Source organism: Herpetosiphon geysericola (genome assembly GCF_001306135.1).
GTDB lineage: Bacteria > Chloroflexota > Chloroflexia > Chloroflexales > Herpetosiphonaceae > Herpetosiphon > Herpetosiphon geysericola.
The window spans coordinates 84,734-106,296 of the sequence record NZ_LGKP01000003.1 but is presented as its reverse complement, the minus strand read 5'-3'; the positions used below and the strand labels follow the sequence as shown (position 1 = coordinate 106,296).

General features: G+C 48.9%; 16 protein-coding genes and 1 riboswitch. Of the genes, 8 read left to right on the top strand and 8 right to left on the bottom strand.

Annotated elements, in window-relative coordinates; genetic code table 11:
* Positions 1-62 precede the first annotated feature (62 nt).
* Entirely contained in the window at positions 63-7,250 is a 7,188-nt protein-coding gene (locus tag SE18_RS00875; protein WP_054532528.1) for an RHS repeat domain-containing protein, read from the bottom strand.
* Between the two features lie 262 nt (positions 7,251-7,512).
* Between SE18_RS00875 and SE18_RS00870 the strand changes: the two genes are divergently transcribed.
* Positions 7,513-8,547 (top strand): STAS domain-containing protein, encoded by a 1,035-nt coding sequence (locus SE18_RS00870; RefSeq protein WP_054532527.1) that lies wholly within the window; start codon positions 7,513-7,515, stop codon positions 8,545-8,547.
* Positions 8,548-8,674: 127 nt separating this feature from the next.
* Here SE18_RS00870 and SE18_RS00865 read toward each other — a convergent pair whose 3' ends face one another.
* The 3 genes from SE18_RS00865 to mce all read right to left on the bottom strand — a co-directional run bounded on the left by SE18_RS00865 (position 8,675) and on the right by mce (position 11,162).
* Positions 8,675-9,010 carry a hypothetical protein gene (locus tag SE18_RS00865; protein ID WP_236706781.1) on the bottom strand — a complete coding sequence of 112 codons (336 nt, stop codon included), beginning with the start codon at positions 9,008-9,010 and terminating at the stop codon, positions 8,675-8,677.
* A gap of 306 nt (positions 9,011-9,316) precedes the next feature.
* Entirely contained in the window at positions 9,317-10,600 is a 1,284-nt protein-coding gene (locus tag SE18_RS00860; protein ID WP_054532525.1) for a citrate synthase, read from the bottom strand.
* A 139-nt stretch (positions 10,601-10,739) separates the two neighbouring features.
* Positions 10,740-11,162, bottom strand: a complete 423-nt coding sequence (gene mce / locus SE18_RS00855; protein ID WP_054532524.1) for a methylmalonyl-CoA epimerase — start codon at positions 11,160-11,162, stop codon at positions 10,740-10,742.
* 559 nt (positions 11,163-11,721) lie between these two features.
* On the opposite strand from mce, the gene SE18_RS00850 reads away from it, so the two are divergent.
* Both SE18_RS00850 and SE18_RS00845 read left to right on the top strand, forming a co-directional pair.
* A complete protein-coding gene (locus SE18_RS00850; protein ID WP_054532523.1) occupies positions 11,722-12,273 on the top strand; it encodes a TetR/AcrR family transcriptional regulator in 552 nt (183 codons plus the stop codon).
* Positions 12,263-13,537 carry an MFS transporter gene (locus SE18_RS00845; RefSeq protein ID WP_054532522.1) on the top strand — a complete coding sequence of 425 codons (1,275 nt, stop codon included), beginning with the start codon at positions 12,263-12,265 and terminating at the stop codon, positions 13,535-13,537. The genes SE18_RS00850 and SE18_RS00845 overlap by 11 nt, the downstream gene beginning before the upstream one ends.
* A gap of 50 nt (positions 13,538-13,587) precedes the next feature.
* Here the strand turns inward: SE18_RS00845 and SE18_RS00840 are convergent, their stop codons facing one another.
* The 4 genes from SE18_RS00840 to fabZ all read right to left on the bottom strand — a co-directional run bounded on the left by SE18_RS00840 (position 13,588) and on the right by fabZ (position 16,055).
* Positions 13,588-14,085 (bottom strand): hypothetical protein, encoded by a 498-nt coding sequence (locus SE18_RS00840; RefSeq protein WP_054532521.1) that lies wholly within the window; start codon positions 14,083-14,085, stop codon positions 13,588-13,590.
* A gap of 59 nt (positions 14,086-14,144) precedes the next feature.
* On the bottom strand, positions 14,145-14,705 hold the full coding sequence (locus SE18_RS00835; protein ID WP_054532520.1) for a GIY-YIG nuclease family protein: 561 nt from the start codon (positions 14,703-14,705) through the stop codon (positions 14,145-14,147).
* A 153-nt stretch (positions 14,706-14,858) separates the two neighbouring features.
* Complete coding sequence (locus tag SE18_RS00830) at positions 14,859-15,590, bottom strand: response regulator transcription factor (protein WP_054532519.1); 732 nt, start codon at positions 15,588-15,590, stop codon at positions 14,859-14,861.
* 39 nt (positions 15,591-15,629) lie between these two features.
* Positions 15,630-16,055: a 3-hydroxyacyl-ACP dehydratase FabZ gene (gene fabZ, locus SE18_RS00825; protein ID WP_054532518.1), complete on the bottom strand. Its 426-nt coding sequence runs from the start codon at positions 16,053-16,055 to the stop codon at positions 15,630-15,632.
* A 173-nt stretch (positions 16,056-16,228) separates the two neighbouring features.
* Between fabZ and SE18_RS00820 the strand changes: the two genes are divergently transcribed.
* The 5 genes from SE18_RS00820 to SE18_RS00800 all read left to right on the top strand — a co-directional run bounded on the left by SE18_RS00820 (position 16,229) and on the right by SE18_RS00800 (position 21,554).
* The gene (locus SE18_RS00820) at positions 16,229-17,209 is read left to right on the top strand and encodes a polyprenyl synthetase family protein (RefSeq protein ID WP_054532517.1); all 981 of its coding nucleotides are present in this window, start codon (positions 16,229-16,231) and stop codon (positions 17,207-17,209) included.
* Positions 17,210-17,492: 283 nt separating this feature from the next.
* Positions 17,493-17,948: a GNAT family N-acetyltransferase gene (locus SE18_RS00815; RefSeq protein ID WP_054532516.1), complete on the top strand. Its 456-nt coding sequence runs from the start codon at positions 17,493-17,495 to the stop codon at positions 17,946-17,948.
* An 80-nt stretch (positions 17,949-18,028) separates the two neighbouring features.
* On the top strand, positions 18,029-19,234 hold the full coding sequence (locus SE18_RS00810) for an NAD(P)/FAD-dependent oxidoreductase (protein ID WP_054532515.1): 1,206 nt from the start codon (positions 18,029-18,031) through the stop codon (positions 19,232-19,234).
* A 106-nt stretch (positions 19,235-19,340) separates the two neighbouring features.
* Positions 19,341-19,440: riboswitch (SAM riboswitch) on the top strand.
* Between the two features lie 49 nt (positions 19,441-19,489).
* Entirely contained in the window at positions 19,490-20,557 is a 1,068-nt protein-coding gene (gene mtnA / locus SE18_RS00805) for an S-methyl-5-thioribose-1-phosphate isomerase (RefSeq protein ID WP_054532552.1), read from the top strand.
* A complete protein-coding gene (locus SE18_RS00800; protein WP_054532514.1) occupies positions 20,535-21,554 on the top strand; it encodes a hypothetical protein in 1,020 nt (339 codons plus the stop codon). The genes mtnA and SE18_RS00800 overlap by 23 nt, the downstream gene beginning before the upstream one ends.
* Positions 21,555-21,563: the final 9 nt, after the last annotated feature.

The following is a 21,563-nucleotide window of genomic DNA, read 5'->3' as shown; positions in this document are numbered from 1 at the left end:
CTATACCTCTGTGCAGGTATAGGTGGGGTTCACACTAATTATTCGATTAAGAATGATTAAGGCTACTTCGACTTATATTCTTTGGTAAACTGACTTATTTGTCCTGGACCTCCTACCGATAATATTCGATCAGCAGAATCATTAATGTCGGTCAGATTAACTTCTGTTATTTGTTGTTTTCTACCATATGTATGTTCTACTCGCATACCCAATGAGGTAGCAACTGCTTCGGCACGTGGTGGAGCAATAAGAGCCGTTTCATTATTATCACAGACAGGATTATAATAAACACACAACTCGTACCCAACCTTAATCGCCTCAAATCTCTCATCATCACCCCACTTATCTACTGTGAATGTATATCTTAGGTGATAGATATTCAAGTTTTTTGCGCCATCAAATAAATCAGTTCTGCCTACTTTAGCAAGATTGACTCCAATTGCTTTTAACAGACCCACATAACCCGGTGTATATGTCAACTCAGCTTGATTAAATGCGGCAGCATCTGCTGAGGTAAAAACGAATTTGATAACCCCATTAGTTTGTAATTCGGCATTCACACTACCATTAGCAACCCCCGGAATACCAATATTACCACTTCCTCCAACGGTTCCTGTAGCACCTCCCTGAAGTTCCAACGCGGATGTATAAGTATAAGTTATCAAACCCTGCCCAAACGGTAAAAATGCCCCCTCAATTGCACGTGCAGCATTTGCGGCTGAATACATATCCGCATAGCGAACCTTAGTGGCCGTGACAGAAATAGTTAGATCTTCTGATACGATACGATCACATAATTCATTGTCTAATTGTCTTTCCAGCGATTTCTCCCGCGGACCTTGTTTCTTTTCGCCGCCTTCATTAGGGCGAGGCACACGCCCACCACTGCTCGCTTCGCCTGTACCAGGCGTACGGCCACTTGGGTCGGCATAGACCGTTGGGCTGCTATAAGCATATTGGTATGGGTGCAACGAATATGGTTGTTCGGCAAAGCCAGCAAACGGGTCGCGGCCTTGGAAGGTACCATTAGCAGGGTTATACCAACGTGCGCGCAAGAAGACTAAGCCCGTATCAAAGTCGGTATACTCGCCGGTATAGCGCAACGATGACATTGGCGTAGTTGCGCCAGTCAAAACACCCCAAGCATCAGTATCTTGGTTACTAGTTACGCCATCGGTAAGGTTAACTTGTTGGCGCAGGGTATTTTGGGCATCGCTAAAGAAGGCCATGCGTCGAACTGGATTGGTGTTGGTATATTCCGACCACAACAAACCACCATATGGCCCATAGGCATAGGTTGTATAGGTTGCAGCACCTGGTAACGAATAGATCCGTAAGAGGCTGCTATAGCCACCAGTAATCGTGTTGTGCAACAAGGCGGTTTGCGGAGTCATCACGTTGCCATTTGCCGAGTTGGCAACCGAGCGCAAAATCATGGTTTCGCCATGATACTTGTAGCCATAGGTTGAGCCAGCTTTGGTGGTAGTCAACATGCGGTTCAAGCCATCGTAGGTATAGGTATTTTTACCAACCCCGTCGCTCAGCACATTACCCCAAGCGTCATAGCTCCAACCACTGTTTGTCACTCGACCTGCATCATCAAAGCTCAAGCTGGTGTTGTTAACACCATTGACCGTGACACTTGTGCGGTTACCAAGTTTGTCGTAAGCGTATTGTGAGGTTGTGCTTAATCCATTATCAAGCTCAGTGATTAAGCGGCCTAATTTATCGTAGGTGTAGGTATGGCTTGCATTTGTTACCGTACCATTGGTCAAACGTTGGTTTGAAACGAAGGTTTCAGGTTCGTTGGCACGGTTGTAGGTATAGGTGTAGGCCGATAATTGGCTATTAGCCCCGAGATTATTGATCCCCGTTGTGGTTAAGCTACTGATGCGGTTGATTTCATCATAGCCGCGGATCGTTTTAGCCCGTTCAACGCTATTTTCATAATTGCGCGTTTGGCTTAATCGACCAACAGTATCGTAGCTATAATCGGCGACCAGTGAAGCACCACGTAGCACTTTCCATGGGCGGCCAGCAGTATCATATTCATAGTTGGTTGAACCAACGTTGGTTACCCGGCCAGCAGCGTCGTAGCCATAGCCAAGTGTCCATTGGTTGGCAACTGGGTCACCAACAACCGAGCGTTGTTCGCCAGTAATCCGATTCAAGGCATCGAAGTTGTAGGTCATAAGCCCGGTACGGCTATTAGCAACATCAACTGCTGAAACATCAAAGAACGATGTTCGGCGCCCAAGGACATCGTAGGTATATTCTTGGACAACTGTTAAGCCAGCAACCGTCGTTGGCGCGGTGCTAACAGTGCGTTGGCGGCCAAGCTCATCGTAGCTAACGGCAATAACTGGGCGATTGGTGCCAGTGCCGAAGCCAATTGTCTTGGTTAGCAAATTGCGCAGATCATATTCATAGTTAATCGTGCGATTTGCCAGCCCTGTAGCATCGGTATCACTTACGATCCGGCCAGCAGCATCATAAGTTTTGCTGCGCACTTTGCCATGAGCATCAACAATCGCGGTTTGGTTGCCAAGCCGATCATAGCGATACACAGTCGTTACCCGACAATCGCTTGCAGTAGCAACACAGCTAGGTGAATCGTTCTGGACGACCTTAACCAAGTTGCCGCGTAAGTTATAACCATAGCTGGTTTTGCGGCCAATTTGATCAATGGTTGCCACCAAATTGCCAGCACCATTATAAGTATTGGTAACGACAAGATCCTTAACCGTGCCGTCACCAGCGTCATTCGTACCATTTTGATAGTTGGTAAATTGTTTGACAGTTCGGCCAAGTCCATCAACATAGGTCAAGTTAACCGTACCATTTGGCAACTTGATCCAGCGTTGCGCACCACTACCATCAAACCCATAGCTAGTGCGTAAGCCAGCAGTATCAGTTACTGCAATCGTTTGACCAAGTGCATTAGCTTCGTATTGGGTTACTTTGCCCGTTGGATCAGTGGTGTTCCAACGCCGACCGCCAGCGTCAAGATAGGTTGCGCTCGCTGTGACATTATAGGGAGTTGCGGTGCTGCCGTTTGGAGATTGAACATAGTTCTGAATGGTTTGATAGCCACGGCCAAGCACATCATAATTGGTATGGGTTACCGTACCATTTGGTGAAACGGTTTCGTAATCACGGCCCAAGAAGTCATAAAGGGTTGTATCACTTGGCACATTCCGATCAACCGTGCCGCTGCTTGAACCTGCGCTGGTGGCACAATTTGTAAAGGCAATCGTACTTCCCTGCCGACAGTTCTTGATTGTCTTGATGATTCGACCTTGGGTATCATATTCAGGCACGTTCCATTGCCCAAGCACGTCTTGGGAAGCCAATGTTCGGCCAGTTACCAGATCAATCTTCGTTGTGGTCGTGCGGTTAACATCAGTCCGGCCAGTAACGCCTGGAGCGCTGTTTTGGGTTGTGCCAATTTGAATCCCGGCACTGTTGTAGTTATTGAGCGTTACAAGATTGGTAATTGGAGCTGAAGCCGACCATACGCCAGTGGTGCGTAGATCATAATTGTTGATAACGCGATCAACCCCAAATTGATTGTATTTGGTAACTTGAATAATGTCGGTATCGTTGAGCGAGGCCCACGAAAGGTTGCCAGCATCGATTGTCGCTGGATTCCCATTTTCATAATTCAAGGTTACTGTCACTGGGCGATTTAAGGCATCATAGTCAGTTTTCGTCCAGCGATGGAAGAGATCCTTGTACCATACAGGATTACCAACTGCATCATAATAGGTATAGCTCTTAAGGTTTACATCAGGGTAGGTAGCGCTATATTGACCATTATTGATCGTTGGGCGATAGTTCAAGGTTGTAGTAACTGGGCGGCTCAACGCATCGTACTCGACCAACGTGGTACGATCGGTTGCTGCAGACCATTGCATGGTTTGCAGATTAAAGGTGCCAGTTACGATCCCAGTAACCGTTGTTGTACTAGTACGGCCTTGCACATCATAACCATAGCTGGTAACAAGATTTCCGGTTGGGAAGGCTGGGTAGAAGGTTGGAACCGTAACATCAGACGTTGGCAACGCAGGTTTACCGCTGCTGTTGATTGGATTCTTAACCACCCAACGAATTTGGCCAGCTTGATTGTAGGAAACATATTGATCATAGCTGCCATCGGGAAGCTTCGTCCAAAGCTTACGACCCAAAGCATCATAGCCATATTCGGTCGTAATGTTTTGGCTAGCAGTCCGAACTGAGCCATCGCCTACCAGATTAACAATCGTTCGGACTACTTGGCCATCTGCGCGATAGTCCGTCTTGGTGGTTAATGGTGAAGCTGAACCAAACCCTGTCGTTACTTTAATTTGGCGCCCAAGGCTATCATATTCATAGGTTGTGGTTTGGGGATTGCCACTTTCGTAGCCATCAATTTGTTTGGTAACTTGGCCCTTGGTATTGTATTCATACCACGTGCGCACATTATTGGGATTATGTAAGATTTCAAGCCAATTTTTACCAGGATAGCGCACATTATAGGTATAGATTGTTGTCTGACCTAAAGGTGAAATTGTTGTAATCCCATTGGTTTCACGAATGACATTATTGGCATTATCGTATGTGAGCAAACTGCGGATATTATTAGAATCAAGCCGGGCAATTGGACGGAACTTTGCATCGTAGGTAATAACGGTAGTGCGTTGCAAAGCATCAGTGGTGCTAGTAATCCGGCCCATGCGATTGCTAGTTTGCTTGGTTACACGGCCTAAAGCATCAGTCTTGCCAGTCCCAACCAAGTTTGTGCCAATCGTTGCATCGCTCAGCTTAATCCCATTCAAGGTTTGCGATTCGATCGTGTTGTTGGCAGCATAACGATCAACGCGGGTTTCTAGCACAGCATTGGTGCTAGGATTGACCAACTGAATTTGACGATCGGCACTGTTATAGTTGAATTGCAACTTACGGCTGGTGCCATCGGTGCTATTAGGGAAACTTTGTTGCGCTGTTGCCCGAAACATTGGTTCGTTATTGATTGTGCTCGAAATAAAGGTCGTGCGCTCGATCAATTGACCCAAAGCATTCGTGCGTTCGCTCAACAAGTCGTTGCTATAGCCAAACGTTTCTTGGGCATTGGCCAAATCGGTATAGCTAGTCAACTTTCCAGTCGTCGTATTATGGTTGAAGGTAATGCTCCGGCTGTTTTGATCACTGATTGACGATAAATAGCCATTCGTATAGCTAAAATTGAGCCGAATGCTGGGGTCAGTGACGGATTCAACCCGATCAACCGCCCATACGCCATTGCCGAAATCTTTATTGATAACTTTTACTCGTTGACCTTTATCAGATTCAATCAATAAAAGTTGACCTTCAAGATTGAAATAGAGTTTTGTGTCGTGACGGGTTGTAAATACATAGACTTCAGCAGGCAAAAGCGGATCAGTGCTTGCTACCAAATCAAGTGCGGCAAAAATGCCTGATTTTGGAGCTAAAAGAACTCCAGGCACTAGTGGGCCACCAGCAGTAAAGCGTAAACGCGCCCCGCCAGAACCATTGTAAATAACAGTATTTGGTTCGCTTGTGGTATCAAGCCACATATTGTAGCTGTGAGTCCAACCTGCTGCTAACCCTCTCGATGGTTCAGCCGATAGCCCACGTTGGGGAGTTGGGGTCGATGGATGCACCGCTTGGCTATTGTATTCAAGCCCACCATGCAAGGTTCCATCAGGCGATTCAACTTCGATGCTCTGGGTACCATAGTTATAGTTCCCAGTTGCGGTGTTAATATCGCTCTCGTCGCTAACACTTGCTGAGCGTTGATAATCATCGTTCTTAGTACAATCGCAATCGGTGCGGTCTTGGTCGCTGAAACGGGCTTCTTGGCGCAGCGCTACAATCGACATATCACCGCTACTAGGTTGTGTCATCCCAACTAAAAGATACGCACCTTCACGGGCAACTTTGTGTCCCCAGCCATCGCTTAAGGTAATGCTCGATTCCCAAACAAGGGCTTTGGCGGCAATGTCGTAGGCGACGATTAATGGGCTTTGATCAAATGCACCATAGGCGTCTGGAACGATATAGAGATAGCCATCGGCAACCGTCATGCTTGAATAATTACCATGCTGCGGGATCTTTACGCTTGCTTCACGGGTAAGAGTTGTGCCATTAGTACTGAAAACATGCAGGGTAGCGACAAAATTCGGCATGATGTCAGTCCAAGTCGCTCGGTTACAGAATTCGCAGGTAAGCAAAAAGATTTTATTGCCGGAAGCATAAATATCCGAGGTAATCCGCCCCTTGAGCGTGAAGGTATTGCCTGCACTGCCAGTTTGGCTATAGAGGCCAACTTTGGTTTGAAACGTATTAGTATTAAGATCGACAGGCTTTTGTTCTGAGAAGGCAATTGCGCCATCGGCAGTTGCGGTGCTATAAAAACGCACAGTTGATAGCAATGGCGTAGGAAGGGTTACCACCGTTGCTAGGGTTTGACGGTTTACTAAACGGTTACTTAAAGCAATAACCGAGGAGAAAACACCCAACAATCCATCGAGTTCAGGAATAGAGCTATTAAGCACCTCAGCACCAGTGAGCATGTTCACAGCATGTAATCGGTTTTGAGGACCCTCATAGCTGCTATCTGTTTGAAAATAAACGAGATTTTCATACTGATAGCTACCAGTTAAGTCTGTAGGATAAGATCGGGCAGGCCAAGCGTCAGATCCATCACCCACTTGGAATCCATAGACAGATGATAGAGATCCAGGATTATCGCCAAATACAAACCCTTGGTAAGTCACCACGACAACTGATTGATAGACGAAAATCTTGGTAGAAATCGTTGGATAACCAACAGGCAAAGGCCGCGACCAAAGCTGTTGTTTGGTGGTTAATGACCGGGCTACAACTGCGCCACCAACAACGGTATACACAACCCCGTTGGCAGTAGCAAAACCAGTACTATATTCATCATAGGTGTCGATAACTTCAGAAAGCTCGAATGGCGGCGAGCCAGCAATTGTCGTAGGAGCAACTGCTTCACGCTCTGGTGCAGCAATCGAAACATCTTGCTTCAATAAAGGACTACTGCCAGCAGGTCGCCACGCAGCATCGGGGATCGATTGTTCAGGCGTAGCTGAATTGGTGCGATTATCAACCGATGGTGGCTTCGATTGGGCTGCCGCTGGGGAGATGGCAGCAGGTGAAACCATGCTTAAGCATAAGCTTAATAGCATGAGACCCTGAAACGGGCGAGCCAACGAACGCTTCATACATGACCTTTCAATAAAAGAAAGTGATCATGAGCGTTAATGATTCATAGCAGCACAACATGCCGCCTAGAAACCATTATTCTTTGATTTAGGGGAAAGGTTAAAGGGGGATTAATGATAACCCTTCAATCCTCTATCTTCAAACGCTCGGAGCGATTATAAATCTATAATCCGCGCTTTGTCAAATCGCTCTTGCATCCAGCTGCAAAACTCTGTATGCTTAGAGCGATTCTCCCCTTCCAACGGCAAAGGTAGGTGCGCAATGTCGCAACCCACAGAGCAAGAACTGGTTACCAAACGGCTTAAAACCACAGTCTATTGGCTGCTTGGCGGCTCCTTAATCTCCTTATTTCTGTATCTATTTATGGGCGATTTGGTTGCGGTTGCCAGCTTTACGGTTACTAGCGGGCTGTTGGCCACAGCATTTTGGCTGATCAAACGCCAATACAACCAAGCAGCAGTGGTCTTGATGAACATGGCAGCCTTGAGCTTGGTGATTGTCGGTTCGTTTCGCTTTTTCACCTTGCTCTCAATCGCCACCGTGACAATTATTTCAATTGTGCTCGTACTGCCGTTTGTTGATAGTAAGCGCTTGCTGGGAATTTGCGGTTTAGCCTGGGTCGTCAGCATCGTCAGCATCACCAATCGCCTGCGAATCGATCAAGTTGCTGGGTCTGAGATGCCAGTTCGCGTTATCCTCAACTCGCTTTCGATTTTGATCATTATGGGCTTGCTTTGGCAGATTCACCGCCAATTGACCACCAGCCTGCAAGCCAGCAACAGCGCCAACCAAGCCTTGCGCGCCAGCCAACAATCGCTCGAACAGCAAATTGAGCAACGAACCTCGGCCTTGCAACGGGCCTTGCGCGATGTCCAAGCCCAAGCAGATAGCCAAGCGGTATTGGCCCAACAACTGGCCGAACAACAAACCACCATTCGCAACCTCAGCGTGCCAATTTTGCCAATTACCCAACATAGCTTAGTTGTACCCTTGGTTGGAGCCTTGGATGCAGAGCGCTTGAGCACGTTGGTCGAGCAAATTTTAGCCAATCTCAAAAGCCAACGCACCCGCAATTTGATTCTCGATATTACTGGCGTGCCAACCTTGGATCGTGATGCAGGCCGAACGTTGCTCAAAGTGAGCAATGCAGCTCGCCTGTTGGGAGCAAGCACGACCCTGATCGGCGTGCGGCCCGATGTGGCCGAAATGCTGGTGAGCATTGGGCTTGATTTGCGCTCAATTCGCAGCGAAAAAGATTTGCAAAGCGTCGTGTATAGCCTCGTCCAAACAGCATAAAGGCCAAGCATTAACCTGCGCTGATGTTGGGTTCAATGAAATTACCCGCCAGCCCGGGCTTGAGCTTAGTAGCTTTGTCCGGGTCGAGTAACCTACCAAGCTGCCTGATGCCGCAAGCAGCTTTTAGTTAGCGGAGCGCCAAACCACGCCGCACACCCACCAAATAGATCCCAAAGAGCAGCACCATCACACTATCGATAGCGATAGCGATGCCTGCTTGTTGGCCTAGATAGCGCGAACCTTGGGCCAAAACCAGGCCAATAAACACCAACTTGCTGCTCCCAGCAATCAACAAAATTAACGGACGCTGAGCCACATTCCAAGCCCCATACAGCAATAAAATCCCAATCAGCGTAATCAACGCACCCCAATTCCGCACCACCACTTCGACCAATGGCCCGCTCATGGTCTCGCCAAAGTTCGATTGCAAAGCCCATTGGGGATTAATTGCTGCCATGATCATTGAGCATGTCAATATTCCAGAAACCAGCATAATCCACTTCATGTTGTGCATAATCCAGCGCATACGACCTCACACAGCTAAACAACGAGGGCGCTATGATAGCATGGTTTAGCGTAGCGCTTAACAAACTTAACTACTCATTTTGAGCCAAATTGGTCAATTCGAGAAGGTTTTTGACGACGCGATGCTCATCAATAACCATAAGCAACAAAACCGGGCGAGCATAGCAAATCAACCTTCTATAAACAACAAACGCCCGCCGGAGCACTCTCCAGCGGGCGTTACGATCACCGTTGCAATCTAAAATTAGCCGCGTTTTTCGACTGGGACGAAATCGCGGGCATCGTAGCCAGTGTAGATCTGGCGGGGACGCGCAATCGAGGTTTCCTTGTCGTTGTGCATTTCATCCCATTGGGCCAACCAACCCACCGTGCGTGGGATGGCAAACAACACAGGGAACATATCGACAGGGAATTTCATTGCTTGGTAAATAATGCCCGTGTAGAAATCGACATTCGGATAGAGTTTGCGTGAAACGAAATATTCATCTTCAAGCGCAATCTTTTCAAGTTCCAAGGCAATGTCGATCATTGGGTTGCGCCCAACGACTTCAAACACATCGTAGGCCAACTTCTTCACGATTGCAGCGCGCGGATCGTAGTTCTTGTAGACGCGGTGGCCGAAGCCCATCAACAAGACTTCACGATTCTTGACCCGACGAATGTAATCGGAGACATTGCTGGCAGAACCGATTTCTTGCAACATACGCAGCACTTGCTCGTTGGCGCCACCATGCAGCGGGCCATACAACGCAGCAGCAGCAGCAGCCATCGCCGAATAGGGATCGACGTTTGAGCTACCAACCGAGCGCATTGCATTCGTGCCACAGTTTTGCTCGTGGTCGGCATGCAAAATGAACAAGACATCCAAGGCTTTTTCCATAATTGGATCTGGTTGATAGGGATCGGCCTTTTGGAACATCATTTTCAAGAAATTGCCAGTATAGCTCAGCGAGTTATCGGGGTAGACATAGGGCAAGCCCATACGTTTGCGATAGGCATACGCCGAGATCGTGGTTACTTTGGCAATCAAACGGGCAATTTGCAAACGGCGAGTAGCTGGATCTTTGATGTTTTTCGCTTGAGGATAGAAGGTTGACATCGCGCTTAGCGTGCTAATCAACATCCCCATTGGGTGGGCATCAAAGTGGAAACCATCCATCAACTTTTTGATATTTTCGTGGACCATGGTGCGATGGGTAATTTCATGCACCCAGCCATCAAGTTGGGGTTTGGTTGGCAATTCGCCGTTGAGAATCAAGTAGGCGGTTTCGAGGTAGCTGCTGCTATCAGCCAATTGCTCAATTGGGTAGCCGCGATAGCGGAGAATCCCAGCGTCGCCGTCGATATAGGTAATTGCGCTACGGCATGATGAGGTGTTATTGAAGCCTGGATCGTGAGTCATAAGCCCAAAATCTTCGGCATCGGCTTTAATCTGACGTAAGTCGAGGGCGCGGATGGTGCCATCGACGATGGGCAATTCGTAAGTTTTCCCAGTACGATTATCGGTGATCGTCAAGCTGTTAGTCACCAGCGACCTCCTAAAAGCTTAGAACAAAGCTGAGGCGACATTGCCTCAAAAATTCTGATTGGTGTGTCATTGTAACATAAGCTGCCCAACATTCGTTGCTAAAATAGGCCATTATGACGCACCATGTTGGCACACTGCGTTAGATTATGGGCTTGGGATGTTCCACCAGCTCGGTTAATACGCCATGCAGGGCTTTGGGGTGCAAAAAGGCAATCCGAGTTCCATGAATTCCAGGCCGCGCTTCACGATCAATCAAACGCACGCCTTGGGCTTGTAAGCGCTCCAACACATGGTCAATATGCTCAACCGTGTAAGCAATATGATGAATGCCCTCGCCACGCTCGGCCAAAAATTTGGCAAACGCAGCTTCTGGGCTAGTTGGGGCAATTAATTCTAGCAATGTATCACCCACTTTGCCAACCGCAACCCGCATATGGCGTTCGGGCATTTCGATAATTTCCCATTGATCGAGCGCTAGTTGGTCACGATAGCTGGCAATTGCTTGCTCCAAATCGTGCACCGCCAAACCAAGATGATCAACCCGCGTGAGCAATTGCTCCATTGCAGCCTCACAAACACATCCAAAATCAGTATTGTAGAAGTGTACCGCCACCCCAATCAAACGTAAAGGCAGGTCAAAAATCAAAAGTCAGAAAGCAAAAGTCAAAACCTCATCTTCGTGTTCCTTCGTGGGCTTCGTGGATCAGATGTTTAACGCAGCGGCGCAGAGAAGGATGAAGGATGAGGGATGAAGGAGCTAAGATTCATGAGTGATGCGTTGGGTCAGCAAGAATCCAATCAACATAATCTGTGCAATCTGTGGCCAAAGAAATTAATCTTCGCGTCCTTCGCGGTTTGATGCTTCGTGCTCTTCATGTCCTTCATGGATCAATTGCTTAATCCGGAGGCGCAGCGCGATCAGGGCTTTGGGTGTAGGAGGAACACAATCCCAACAATTTGTGCCAATCTGTGGCCAAAGAAATTAACCTTCGCGCTCTTCGCGGTTTCATGCTTCGTGCTCTTCGTGTCCTTCGTGGATAAAATGCGCCAAAAAATTTACTCTTGACAACCGTCTGTTCGGACGGTATAGTACCGTCTACATAGACGGTATGGAGTATTCTATGACCAAAAAAGACCCGCACGCAACGAAAGCCAAGCTTTTACATGCCACGGTTGCGGTAATTATGGCTGATGGTGCGGCCAATCTGACCCTTGAAGCAGTTGCCAAAGCAGCGCAGGTGAGCAAAGGTGGCTTGCTGCATCATTTTCCAACCAAAGAGGCTTTGTTTTATGGCTTGCTAGAGCTAGGCAAACAGGCGTGGGAGGCGTGCTTGGCTGTTGAACTAAGCAAAGAAGCAAGCGATCAGTCGGGCTATTGGCATCGCGCCTATATCCATGCCAGCTTCAACCAATCGCCTGAAGATATTCAAATTTTGCATGCTATGCGGCGGGTTGTGGCAATTTATCCGAATGTATTTGAGGCTTGGCGCGAAGCGTATGCCCAACCTATACCAGTGCCAGCCAACGATCGCCTAGCCTTAGGCCGTTCATTAACAATTCAACTGGCGTGTGATGCACTGTGGTTTAGCGAATTAATTGGCTTGCCAAGTATGCCCTCAGCAACCCAACAGGCACTTTACGCCGAATTATTGAGGTTAACCTATGAGCATTGAACCGCTCACAGCAAACAATTCAAGCGAAGATTGGTCGCACATTCATTGGAAGCCGCGCTTTTTTGCGGTTTGGCTTGGCCAAGCCAGCTCCTTGGTTGGCAGCGCTCTCACCCAGTTTGTGCTGATCTGGTGGATTACCCAAACCGTTGGCTCAGCTCAATCGTTGGCAATCGCAGGCATGATGGCGCTGCTGCCCCAAGCAGTCTTTGGGCCAATCGGCGGCATTATCGCCGACCGCTGGAATCGACGCTTGATTATGATTAGCAGCGATTTGATCTCAGCGCTCAGTATGGTTGTTTTGATTGTGCTGTTTGCCACTGATCAGATTCAGCTTTGGCATATTTATACGTTGATGTTTCTGCGCAGCACGATGCAAGCCTTTCAAAGCCCTGCTGCAACCGCAAGCACCAGCCAACTTGTGCCGCCCGCTTGGCTCACTCGCGCCGCTGGCATGAATCAGATGATTTATGGCTTGATGAGCGTGGCCGCTGCACCACTTGGGGCCTTGGCAATGAGTGTTTTTTCGCTCGAAGGCGCATTGATGATCGATGTGGTCACGGCGCTGCTCGCAATTACACCGTTGTTGTTTTATAAAATTCCCCAAACCATGCAAACCAGCGCAGAGCAAGTGAGCATGTGGCAAGATTTCCGCAGCGGCCTTGCCATGGTTATGAGCAATCGCGGCTTAGTGCTGCTGTATGGCGTTACCTTGTTGATGGTGGCGGTCTTAATTCCAGGCTTCGTGCTCACCCCGCTGCTCATTCAGCAGGAATTTGGCGGCGGCGTTGAACGGGTTGCCTTGATGGAAGGAGTAGGCGGATTAGGCATGTTGATTGGCGGCGTGCTGATTAGCCTGATTCAGTTTCCAATGCGCCGAATTGTGCTGGTGTTGGTAATGTTTGCGCTTTCGTCGGCCATGGTCGGCTTCACTGGCATGGTTCCAGGCTCACTCTTTTGGATCGCGGTTGTGCTGTGGTTTATCAGCGGCGTAACCTATACAATCGGCAATGCACCAATTATTGCCATCATTCAAACAATTGTGCCCAACCAACTGCAAGGCCGCGTGCTCTCGCTCTATTCAACCATGATTGGGCTAGCAGGGCCAATCGCCTTGATTTTTGTCGGGCCGCTCAGCGAATTAATCGGCATTCGCATGATTTTTATTGCAGGCGGATTTCTGGCAACGCTCGTGTGTATGCTCGGGTTTTTATCGCCCAACATTTTGCGCATTGAACAACAACCGGTTCAGGTCGAGCAATATTAATGGTCAAGCGGCTTCCATAAAATTCATGGAAGCCGCTTCGCTGAGCAAGCTTAATCAAATGGCTCAAATAAGGGATACGACTCAGGATACGCGGCTAAAAGTGCAGGATCATTCCAGATCTGATCAAATAGTTCATTAATGTGTTGTGTTTCATCAATCAATTGCAGCAGAAAATCATTATTAAACGCAAAATCGCCAGCCGCTTCAATCCTAGCATGATCAGCTGAACTTAACGCATAGACTACCTGAATATCGCCACTTCTGCCCTGTACTTGAAGCTTCAAGCTAAAATTATTAATTTCCATATAGGCAAAATCGCTGTTCAATTCTGCATCATGGGTGCGCAGCGTCAGCCACGGCCTAAGCTGTTCAGCAAAGCGCTTAAGGGTCGCGCGATTAAACCAACAATCAAAATGATCAACCTGAAGCCAACGATCCTTGATCCGAATGTGCACCAAGACGCGTTGCTCACGGAAATCGAGCTCAACAAAATGCAAGCCGAGCCGCTGTGGAGTACCCAAACCAATCAGCAAGGGTTTAATCTCCATTCCTTTTCCCTCCAAAATTTGATAGCCACAGCCAATAAAAACTTGATCGTTATCGTATTTTATCTAGCTTCAAGTGTTGCTTGTGCCCGGATCTGTTCGAGCGTGGTAACAAACGGGTGGTCATTGCCTTTGATATTCAGTGGCAAAACATAGTGTTGGAGAAGCTCAGGCTTAATCAACCAAGGCTGAGGATGTACAAGCCACGAAAGGCCAGTATTTGCCGCTAGCCATTGAGATAGGCGTTTTTCGCCTTCGCCAAAAGCCACGTACTTGCTCGGGCCATAAGCAGCCAACTTTAGATTAAGCTGTTCGCTTAGTAAACACCCCAAACTCAAGCGCAAGGTTGAACTATTCGCCCGACCAAGCATATGGTCGCGCAACCGTTTGCGCAGATTCTGGCGCGAAGTAGGGTTATTCCTAGCAGGCGAAATTCCAAGATAGAGCAATGTCCAGCCAGCAATGTGTAAACAGCCTACATTTGGAACTTGCGGCGGAATCGTTTTAAACCACCAGCCATAGATCCCAGGCTGCGCTGGAATAAGCTCAGGCGCAGCTAAAAAGTTAACCACAGGCAAAATCTTTTTTGGTTGTAGTAGCTGATCAACAGCTTGATGATCCATCTTAACTCGCTTCTCTAGGTGGAACTTATATTTTTCAGCAACATCATGGTGCTCCACCAATTGTGCTTTAGGGGGTGCAGGGGGATGAAAACCCCCTGCGTTTCCCTCCGGCGGAGGGACAGAAGGGTGGCGAACTTGACTATCCGAATAAGACTATTCCTCGGCCTTTTTCTTGAAATCGACGAAGCGATAGCCAACCCCACGCTCGGTCAAAATATAGTGCGGATTTGCTGGATCTTGTTCGATTTTTTGGCGCAAGTAGGTTACATACAAACGCAAATAATGGCTTTCATCACGATATTCTGGCCCCCAAACTTTGGCAAGCAAGGTTTCGTGCGGCATTACAAAGCCAGCATTTTGCACCAGATGGTAGAGCAAGCGATATTCGGTTGGGCGCAAGCTAATCCGTTCGCCATTGACCAACACTTCACGCCGATCAAAATCGACCGTCAAGCGATCGTCGATTTTGGTGGTTGAAACCGCTTGAGTTGGCGTCACATAATGGCGGCGTAACACAGCCCGCAAACGGCTTACCAACTCGCGATGGCTAAACGGCTTGCCAATGTAATCATCAGCGCCAAGCTCCAAACCACGAATCCGATCATCTTCTTCGTCTTTGGCGGTGAGAAAAATGACCGGAATTGCAGAAAACTCACGCAAGCGGCGCAAGGTTTCGTAGCCATCCAAGCCAGGCATCATAATATCCAACAGCACAGCGTCGGGCATATCTTCGCGCACTTTTTCCAGCGCTTTGCGGCCATTTTCGGCGCTAATCACGCGGCAACCCTCTGCTTCGAGGTTTACGCGCATAAATGTGACCAGCCGTGGTTCGTCATCAACCACCAGAATGAGCTTATCACGTAGCTCAACATTGAACGTATCCACAACAGACTCCTTCTGTAGGCGAATGTTTAAAGGCAATACTTAATCAATAATTGCAAACATCAGCCCACCTTCGGCAACCAACGTGCCATCAACCGTGGCTTTGGCTTGGCCCTTACCAATGCGGCGGCGCATTTTATCGAGGCTTACTTCTAATTTCAGTGTATCACCAGGTGTAACTGGGCGCTTGAAACGAAAATCATCAATCCCTGCAAACATCACAATCTTGCCAGCATACTCTGGCTGGCGCAAAATGATGAATGCCCCGACTTGGGCCAAGGCTTCAACAATCAACACGCCAGGCATCACTGGCCGCCCAGGAAAGTGGCCAACAAAGAACTGCTCGTTCATGGTGACGTTTTTTAGACCAACCGCGCGCACGCCATCTTCAAGCTCCAAAATACGATCGATCAAAAGAAATGGCGGGCGGTGGGGCAGGGTGGCCAAAATATCCTCAATATTAAACATCGCAACACTCCTAACGGCTTTCAAAACCTCTCACAAAGCTCTCAGATAGCCTAGCCCCTAGTGTAACCGAGCCTAAAGCCAGCGGCAAATCCGTTGACGCTGCTATGGTTTTCGGGTATGCTTTGGCTACGCGATAACTTTCACAAACACCGAATTTATGTAGGAAGCGTGCTATGACGCACACATTAAAACAATTGGAAATCCCAAGCACGTTACGCCATGATCTGCAAGCCGTCGAAGATCGCATTATGCACCGAGTCGAATCCCAATCGGCGCTGATCACGGCTGCTGGTCAACACCTTGTTAGCTCTGGTGGTAAGCGGTTGCGGGCCATGATGGTTCTGCTTGCTTCACAATTAGGCCGCTACCGCTTGAGCGATAGCTTGCATGCAGCAACTGCGGTTGAGTTAATTCATGCAGCCAGTTTGGTTCACGACGATTTAGTCGATGATGCCGACCGCCGCCGAGGCAAAGTTACAGTCCATGCCAAATGGGATCAGGGCGTAGCATTGATGGTTGGGGATTACCTGTTTGCGGTTGCTGCTGGCGAAATGGCGCTAGCTCCCGACCCACGGGTGATTCAGATTTTTGCCGAATCGGTTATGACAATTTCGGCCTCTGAATTGCACCCCGTCATGGCGACGCTGCCCACAGCCACAGCCCTCGAACAATATTATGCCAAAATCGGTGGCAAAACCGCAGCCTTGTTTGAAGCAGCTGCCGCTGCTGGCATGGTTTGTGGCGGTGGTAGCCCAGAAGAAATTGAAGCTGCTGCGCGCTATGGCTACGATATTGGCTTGGCCTTCCAAATTGTCGATGATATTCTCGATTTCGTCAGCACCGAGGAAACGCTTGGCAAGCCTGCTGGCAACGATTTGCGCGAAGGCACCATTACCTTGCCATTAATCTTGGCAGTCAAGGATCATCACGAGCATCCTTTGGTCAATTTGCTTGATCGCTACGAGCAGCTAAGCGATGCCCAAGTTGAACAAGCAATTAGCCAAGTTAAGCAGCTTGGGGGCATCGATCAAGCAATCGCTGAAGCTCGCAGCATTACCCAACGCGGCCTCGCAGCCCTCGATATCTTCCCACCATCGGCGGCCAAAGAGCTGTTGCGCGAAATCGCAGACTATGTGCTCGACCGCCATTTCTAAGCTGTGCTAGCTTGGTTGCCTTAGAATTAATGGATTCTCATGGCTCATTAGTGAACTTTTGGTTCGCCACCCTTCCGTCCCTCCGGCGGAGGGAAACGCAGGGGGTTTTCATCCCCCTGCACCCCCTAAAGCACAATTGGTGGATAATTTGAGCCTAAAGAAACTATCGAAATTATTCTTGGTTGAGTGAACACAAATCTAGAACCTAATCGAAACCCTGTTGCAGTGCAGCAGGGTTTTCTAGTTTAATACAATCTCATGATCATTACTTAAGGAAATAGTGATGACAATCGTTCATTTAGCCCCAGTTACCAGCGAAAATTGGCAGGCATGCTGCGAATTGAGCTTGCCCGCAGAGCAACAAGCTTTCGTTGCCTCCAACCTTTATTCAATTGCCGAGGCCCAGTTTTACCCAACCATGCATGTTCGGGCAATTATGACCCAAGCTGATACGCTAGTTGGCTTGGCGGTGTATGGCCTTAGCCCAAACACAGATCAATATCGGGTCGCGCGCTTGATGATCGATCAGGCTTTTCAAGGCCAAGGCTATGGTCGCGCTGCAATGCAGGCGATTTTGGCTGAGGCAGCAGCGTTGGGCACGATCGATCAGGTCTGGCTAAGCTATCGCGAGCACAACCATGCAGCCCGTTATTTGTATCAATCTTTAGGCTTTCAGGAGCAATCCTGCGATGCGAATGGTCGAATTGTGGCCATGTATCCGCTAGCAACCCATGATTAAAGAGCAGCAATCAGTCGATTTTAGCGGCATACCGCTTGCTTAATGCCAGCCCAAGCGCACATATCAGGAGCATACAAACCATGGATTTGAATAGTGGTTATCCATTTTGGGCAGTTAAAAGTGGTTTATTGAGCACGTATCCTCGCTTAGAAAACGATTTAACTTGTGAAGTGGTAGTGATCGGTGGCGGCATTAGCGGCGCGCTGATCGCCCATTATCTGACTGAAGCTAATATCGAAACCGTTGTGCTCGAAAAACGCGAGATCGCTGGCGGCAGCACCAGCGCCAGCACCGCCTTGTTGCAATATGAAATCGATACGCCCCTGACCGAATTAGTTAAGTTGGTTGGCGAGCAAAACGCCGTTCGGGCCTATCAACTTTGTCGCGATGCAATCGATAAAGTCGCCGAAGTTGCCCAAAAAGTCGGTGTAGCAGACCATTTTTCATATAAAACAAGTTTATATCTTGCCAGCAGGCGTTGGCATGTCAAACAATTACGGCAAGAATATGAACTGCGCAAAGCTAAAGGTTTTAATTTGGATTTTTTGGAAAAAGGCGCGATTAGCGAACGCTTTAGTTTTAGTGCTCCCGCAGCCTTATATTCCTACAATGCAGGCGAAGTTGATGCCTTTCAACTGGCCCACGGCTTATTCAGGCATGCGGCCAAACATGGCGCACAGATATTCGATCGCACGAGCGCCAAGGAATGGCAGGCCAATAGTGATGGCGTAACCGTAACGACTGATACAGGCTGCCGGATTCATGCCAAATATTTGATTTTGGCTGCTGGCTACGAAGCCCAAAACTATATCAAACAATCATTGGTGAAATTTCGCAGCAGCTATGCAATTGCCAGCGAGCTGTTGAGCGATTTCAATGGCTGGTATGAGCAGTGTTTAATTTGGGAAAGTGCCCGCCCCTATGTCTACATGCGCACCACCAGTGAAGGTCGGGCGATTATCGGCGGTGAAGATGATCGAATTGATATTCCAGCCAAGCGCGATGCCTTGCTTGAACGTAAAGCAGCCAAATTAAGCAAACGTTTTAATGATTTTTTCCCGCATATTCCGCTACACGTTGATTATCGCTGGGCTGGCACATTTGGCGAAACCAGCGATGGCTTGCCTTATATCGACCATTTACCCGACCAACCGCGGATTTTGCTTGCGCTGGGCTATGGTGGCAATGGCATTACCTACAGCATCGTGGCTGCCGAACTGCTGCGCGATCGGTTGTGTCAACGCCCAAACCCTGATGCAGCGATCTTTCGGCTCGATCGCCATTGAAGCCAACTTGGGCAGATTGCCCAAAGCGCGCTAAAAGCCATTTGTCACAAGCAATTGACTATGCTATAATCGCCAACCGAACTGTGGAATATCAGTGAATACGCGATTCTCATCGAGATGGGCGGAGGGACTGGCCCGACGAAGCCCGGCAACCCCAATTTTTTGGAAGGTGCAAAATCCTGCAGGTTCGGCCTGATAGATGAGTAGACGCATGCGGGCCTCTCTTTTGAGAGGTTTTTTTGTGTAATGCAACCCATGAATGAAGTACCAAAAACTGTTTGGTGGGACGACGTGCCCTGTTTGATCGATCAATTGCGCTTGCCAGCAATGCTGGATATTGTGCGTTGTGAGGATTTAAACAGCGTTATTGAAGCGATTCGCTCTATGCAAGTGCGAGGCGCTCCAGCAATTGGCATTACGGCGGCATATGGCATGGCGCTCGCGGCCAAACGCAGCACAGCCCAAACCAGCAGCAAATTGATCGAAAAACTTGTTAAGGCCAAAAGCCTGCTGGATGCAGCCCGTCCTACCGCAATCAACTTGGCGTGGGCTACGCAGCGGATGCTCGATATAGCACAGGCAAATGCCCAGCTTGAACCTGATCAATTGCGCCAGCGTTTATTGGCCGAAGCCGAAACTATTCGCGACCAAGACGAGGCTATGTGCCGCGCCATTGGTCAACATGGCAAAACGCTTTTGGCCCAAACGCGCAATGTATTGACCCACTGTAATGCTGGTGGCTTGGCAACTGCCGCCTATGGCACAGCGCTGGCCCCAATTCGGGCGGTGCATGAAGATGGTCAGCCAATTCACGTCTGGGTTGATGAAACGCGGCCATTTTTGCAGGGCGCACGCCTCACCGCGTGGGAATTGCAGCAGGCAGGCATCGATCTTACCTTAATTACCGATAATATGGCAGCCTATTTTATGCAGCAAGGCCATGTCGATTGCATTATTGTCGGCTCGGATCGGATTGCAGCCAATGGCGATGTTGCCAACAAAATTGGCACCTATGGCTTAGCGGTTTTGGCCAAAGCGCACAACATTCCACTGTATGTTGCAGCGCCAACCTCGACCATTGATTTGCAGACCGCCAATGGTGCGGCGATTCCAATCGAGCAACGCTCAACCCAAGAAGTGACGCATATTGGGCAACAGGCAATTGCTGCTGAAGGCATTAAGGTGGCGCATCCAGCCTTTGATGTAACACCTGCGCACTTGGTTACGGCAATTATTACCGAACAAGGCATCGCCTACCCGCCCTTTGCCGAACAATTACACACCATGGTCGAGGCTGCCAATGCCGCCAACGCTCGCCAGTGAGTTGCGTTGCCAAGCGATTGCGCCATTTGATCTGCCTTACACCAATCAGGCAAGTGCATGGGCAGCCCAAATGCGTTGGACGCAGGGCTATCCAATTGCGCCAACCTTTGTCGCTCAACCCTTGTGGAGCTTGAGCACCCATGGCTTTCCTGGCTTGAACAGTGACCCACATTTTGAGCTTGCCCAACTCGAACGTCAGCTTGAAGCCCATCAATTGGCCTATCTCGAAAATACGGTTGGCCATGTGGCAGTTGACAGCGTTGAACAATTGCTTGATCATACACCGTGGCTCAATGATCGCCAATTACGGCCCCAAGCTTTGGGTTTTGGCTTGTATGGCCCGTTAAGTTTGGGCCTGACCTTGGTTGACGATCAAGAACGGCCATTATTGGCCGATCAACGCTTGCGCGAGGTCTTGACACAGCACTTACACTTACGGATTGGTTGGCTGGCTCGTGAATTACGCATTCACGACATCCAAGGCTGGGTCTGTTTGATTGAGCCATTTTGGAATGCCCAAGCCCAACCATTTAGCCCAATCAGCCAAGCAGAAGCCTATGGCCTGTTGGCCGAAACCATTCAGCATAGCCCAATTGCCTGTGGCATCGCACCCACTGGAGTAGCTGTCGATTGGCAGCTGTTGATCAAAAGTGGCATGCGGGTGTTGGTTTGTGCCAAAGAGCAACGCCAAGAGTTGCTGGCCTGTGGCAAGTGTATCAATGAGTATTTAGAAAATGGCGGGGCGATTATCTGGGAATGTTTGCCCAGCGATCCCGCTCAGCTGGCCGAAATCACGGTCAGTACTGTGGTCAACGAATGGACTGAATTATTACGTGATGCACTCGATCGCGATATTCTCAACAGTCGCATTCTTGATGGCTCGTTATTAACGATTGCGCAGGGCCTTGCTCAACACGAGCCAAGCCACGCCGATCACGCGCTTGGCCTGTTGGCCGAGGTTAGCCGCGTCATTCGGACGCACTATAAATTGCAGTGAGCGCTGCTA

Coding starts and splice junctions, on each gene's coding strand:
- SE18_RS00850 (WP_054532523.1), top strand. CDS start 11,722: ATGACCAAAAAAGACCCGCACGCAACGAAAGCCAAGCTTTTACATGCC.
- SE18_RS00810 (WP_054532515.1), top strand. CDS start 18,029: ATGGATTTGAATAGTGGTTATCCATTTTGGGCAGTTAAAAGTGGTTTA.
- SE18_RS00875 (WP_054532528.1), bottom strand. CDS start 7,250: ATGAAGCGTTCGTTGGCTCGCCCGTTTCAGGGTCTCATGCTATTAAGC.
- SE18_RS00840 (WP_054532521.1), bottom strand. CDS start 14,085: ATGGAGATTAAACCCTTGCTGATTGGTTTGGGTACTCCACAGCGGCTC.
- SE18_RS00870 (WP_054532527.1), top strand. CDS start 7,513: ATGTCGCAACCCACAGAGCAAGAACTGGTTACCAAACGGCTTAAAACC.
- SE18_RS00815 (WP_054532516.1), top strand. CDS start 17,493: ATGACAATCGTTCATTTAGCCCCAGTTACCAGCGAAAATTGGCAGGCA.
- SE18_RS00845 (WP_054532522.1), top strand. CDS start 12,263: ATGAGCATTGAACCGCTCACAGCAAACAATTCAAGCGAAGATTGGTCG.
- SE18_RS00820 (WP_054532517.1), top strand. CDS start 16,229: ATGACGCACACATTAAAACAATTGGAAATCCCAAGCACGTTACGCCAT.
- SE18_RS00800 (WP_054532514.1), top strand. CDS start 20,535: ATGCCGCCAACGCTCGCCAGTGAGTTGCGTTGCCAAGCGATTGCGCCA.
- SE18_RS00865 (WP_236706781.1), bottom strand. CDS start 9,010: ATGATCATGGCAGCAATTAATCCCCAATGGGCTTTGCAATCGAACTTT.
- mce (WP_054532524.1), bottom strand. CDS start 11,162: ATGGAGCAATTGCTCACGCGGGTTGATCATCTTGGTTTGGCGGTGCAC.
- SE18_RS00835 (WP_054532520.1), bottom strand. CDS start 14,705: ATGGATCATCAAGCTGTTGATCAGCTACTACAACCAAAAAAGATTTTG.
- fabZ (WP_054532518.1), bottom strand. CDS start 16,055: ATGTTTAATATTGAGGATATTTTGGCCACCCTGCCCCACCGCCCGCCA.
- mtnA (WP_054532552.1), top strand. CDS start 19,490: ATGAATGAAGTACCAAAAACTGTTTGGTGGGACGACGTGCCCTGTTTG.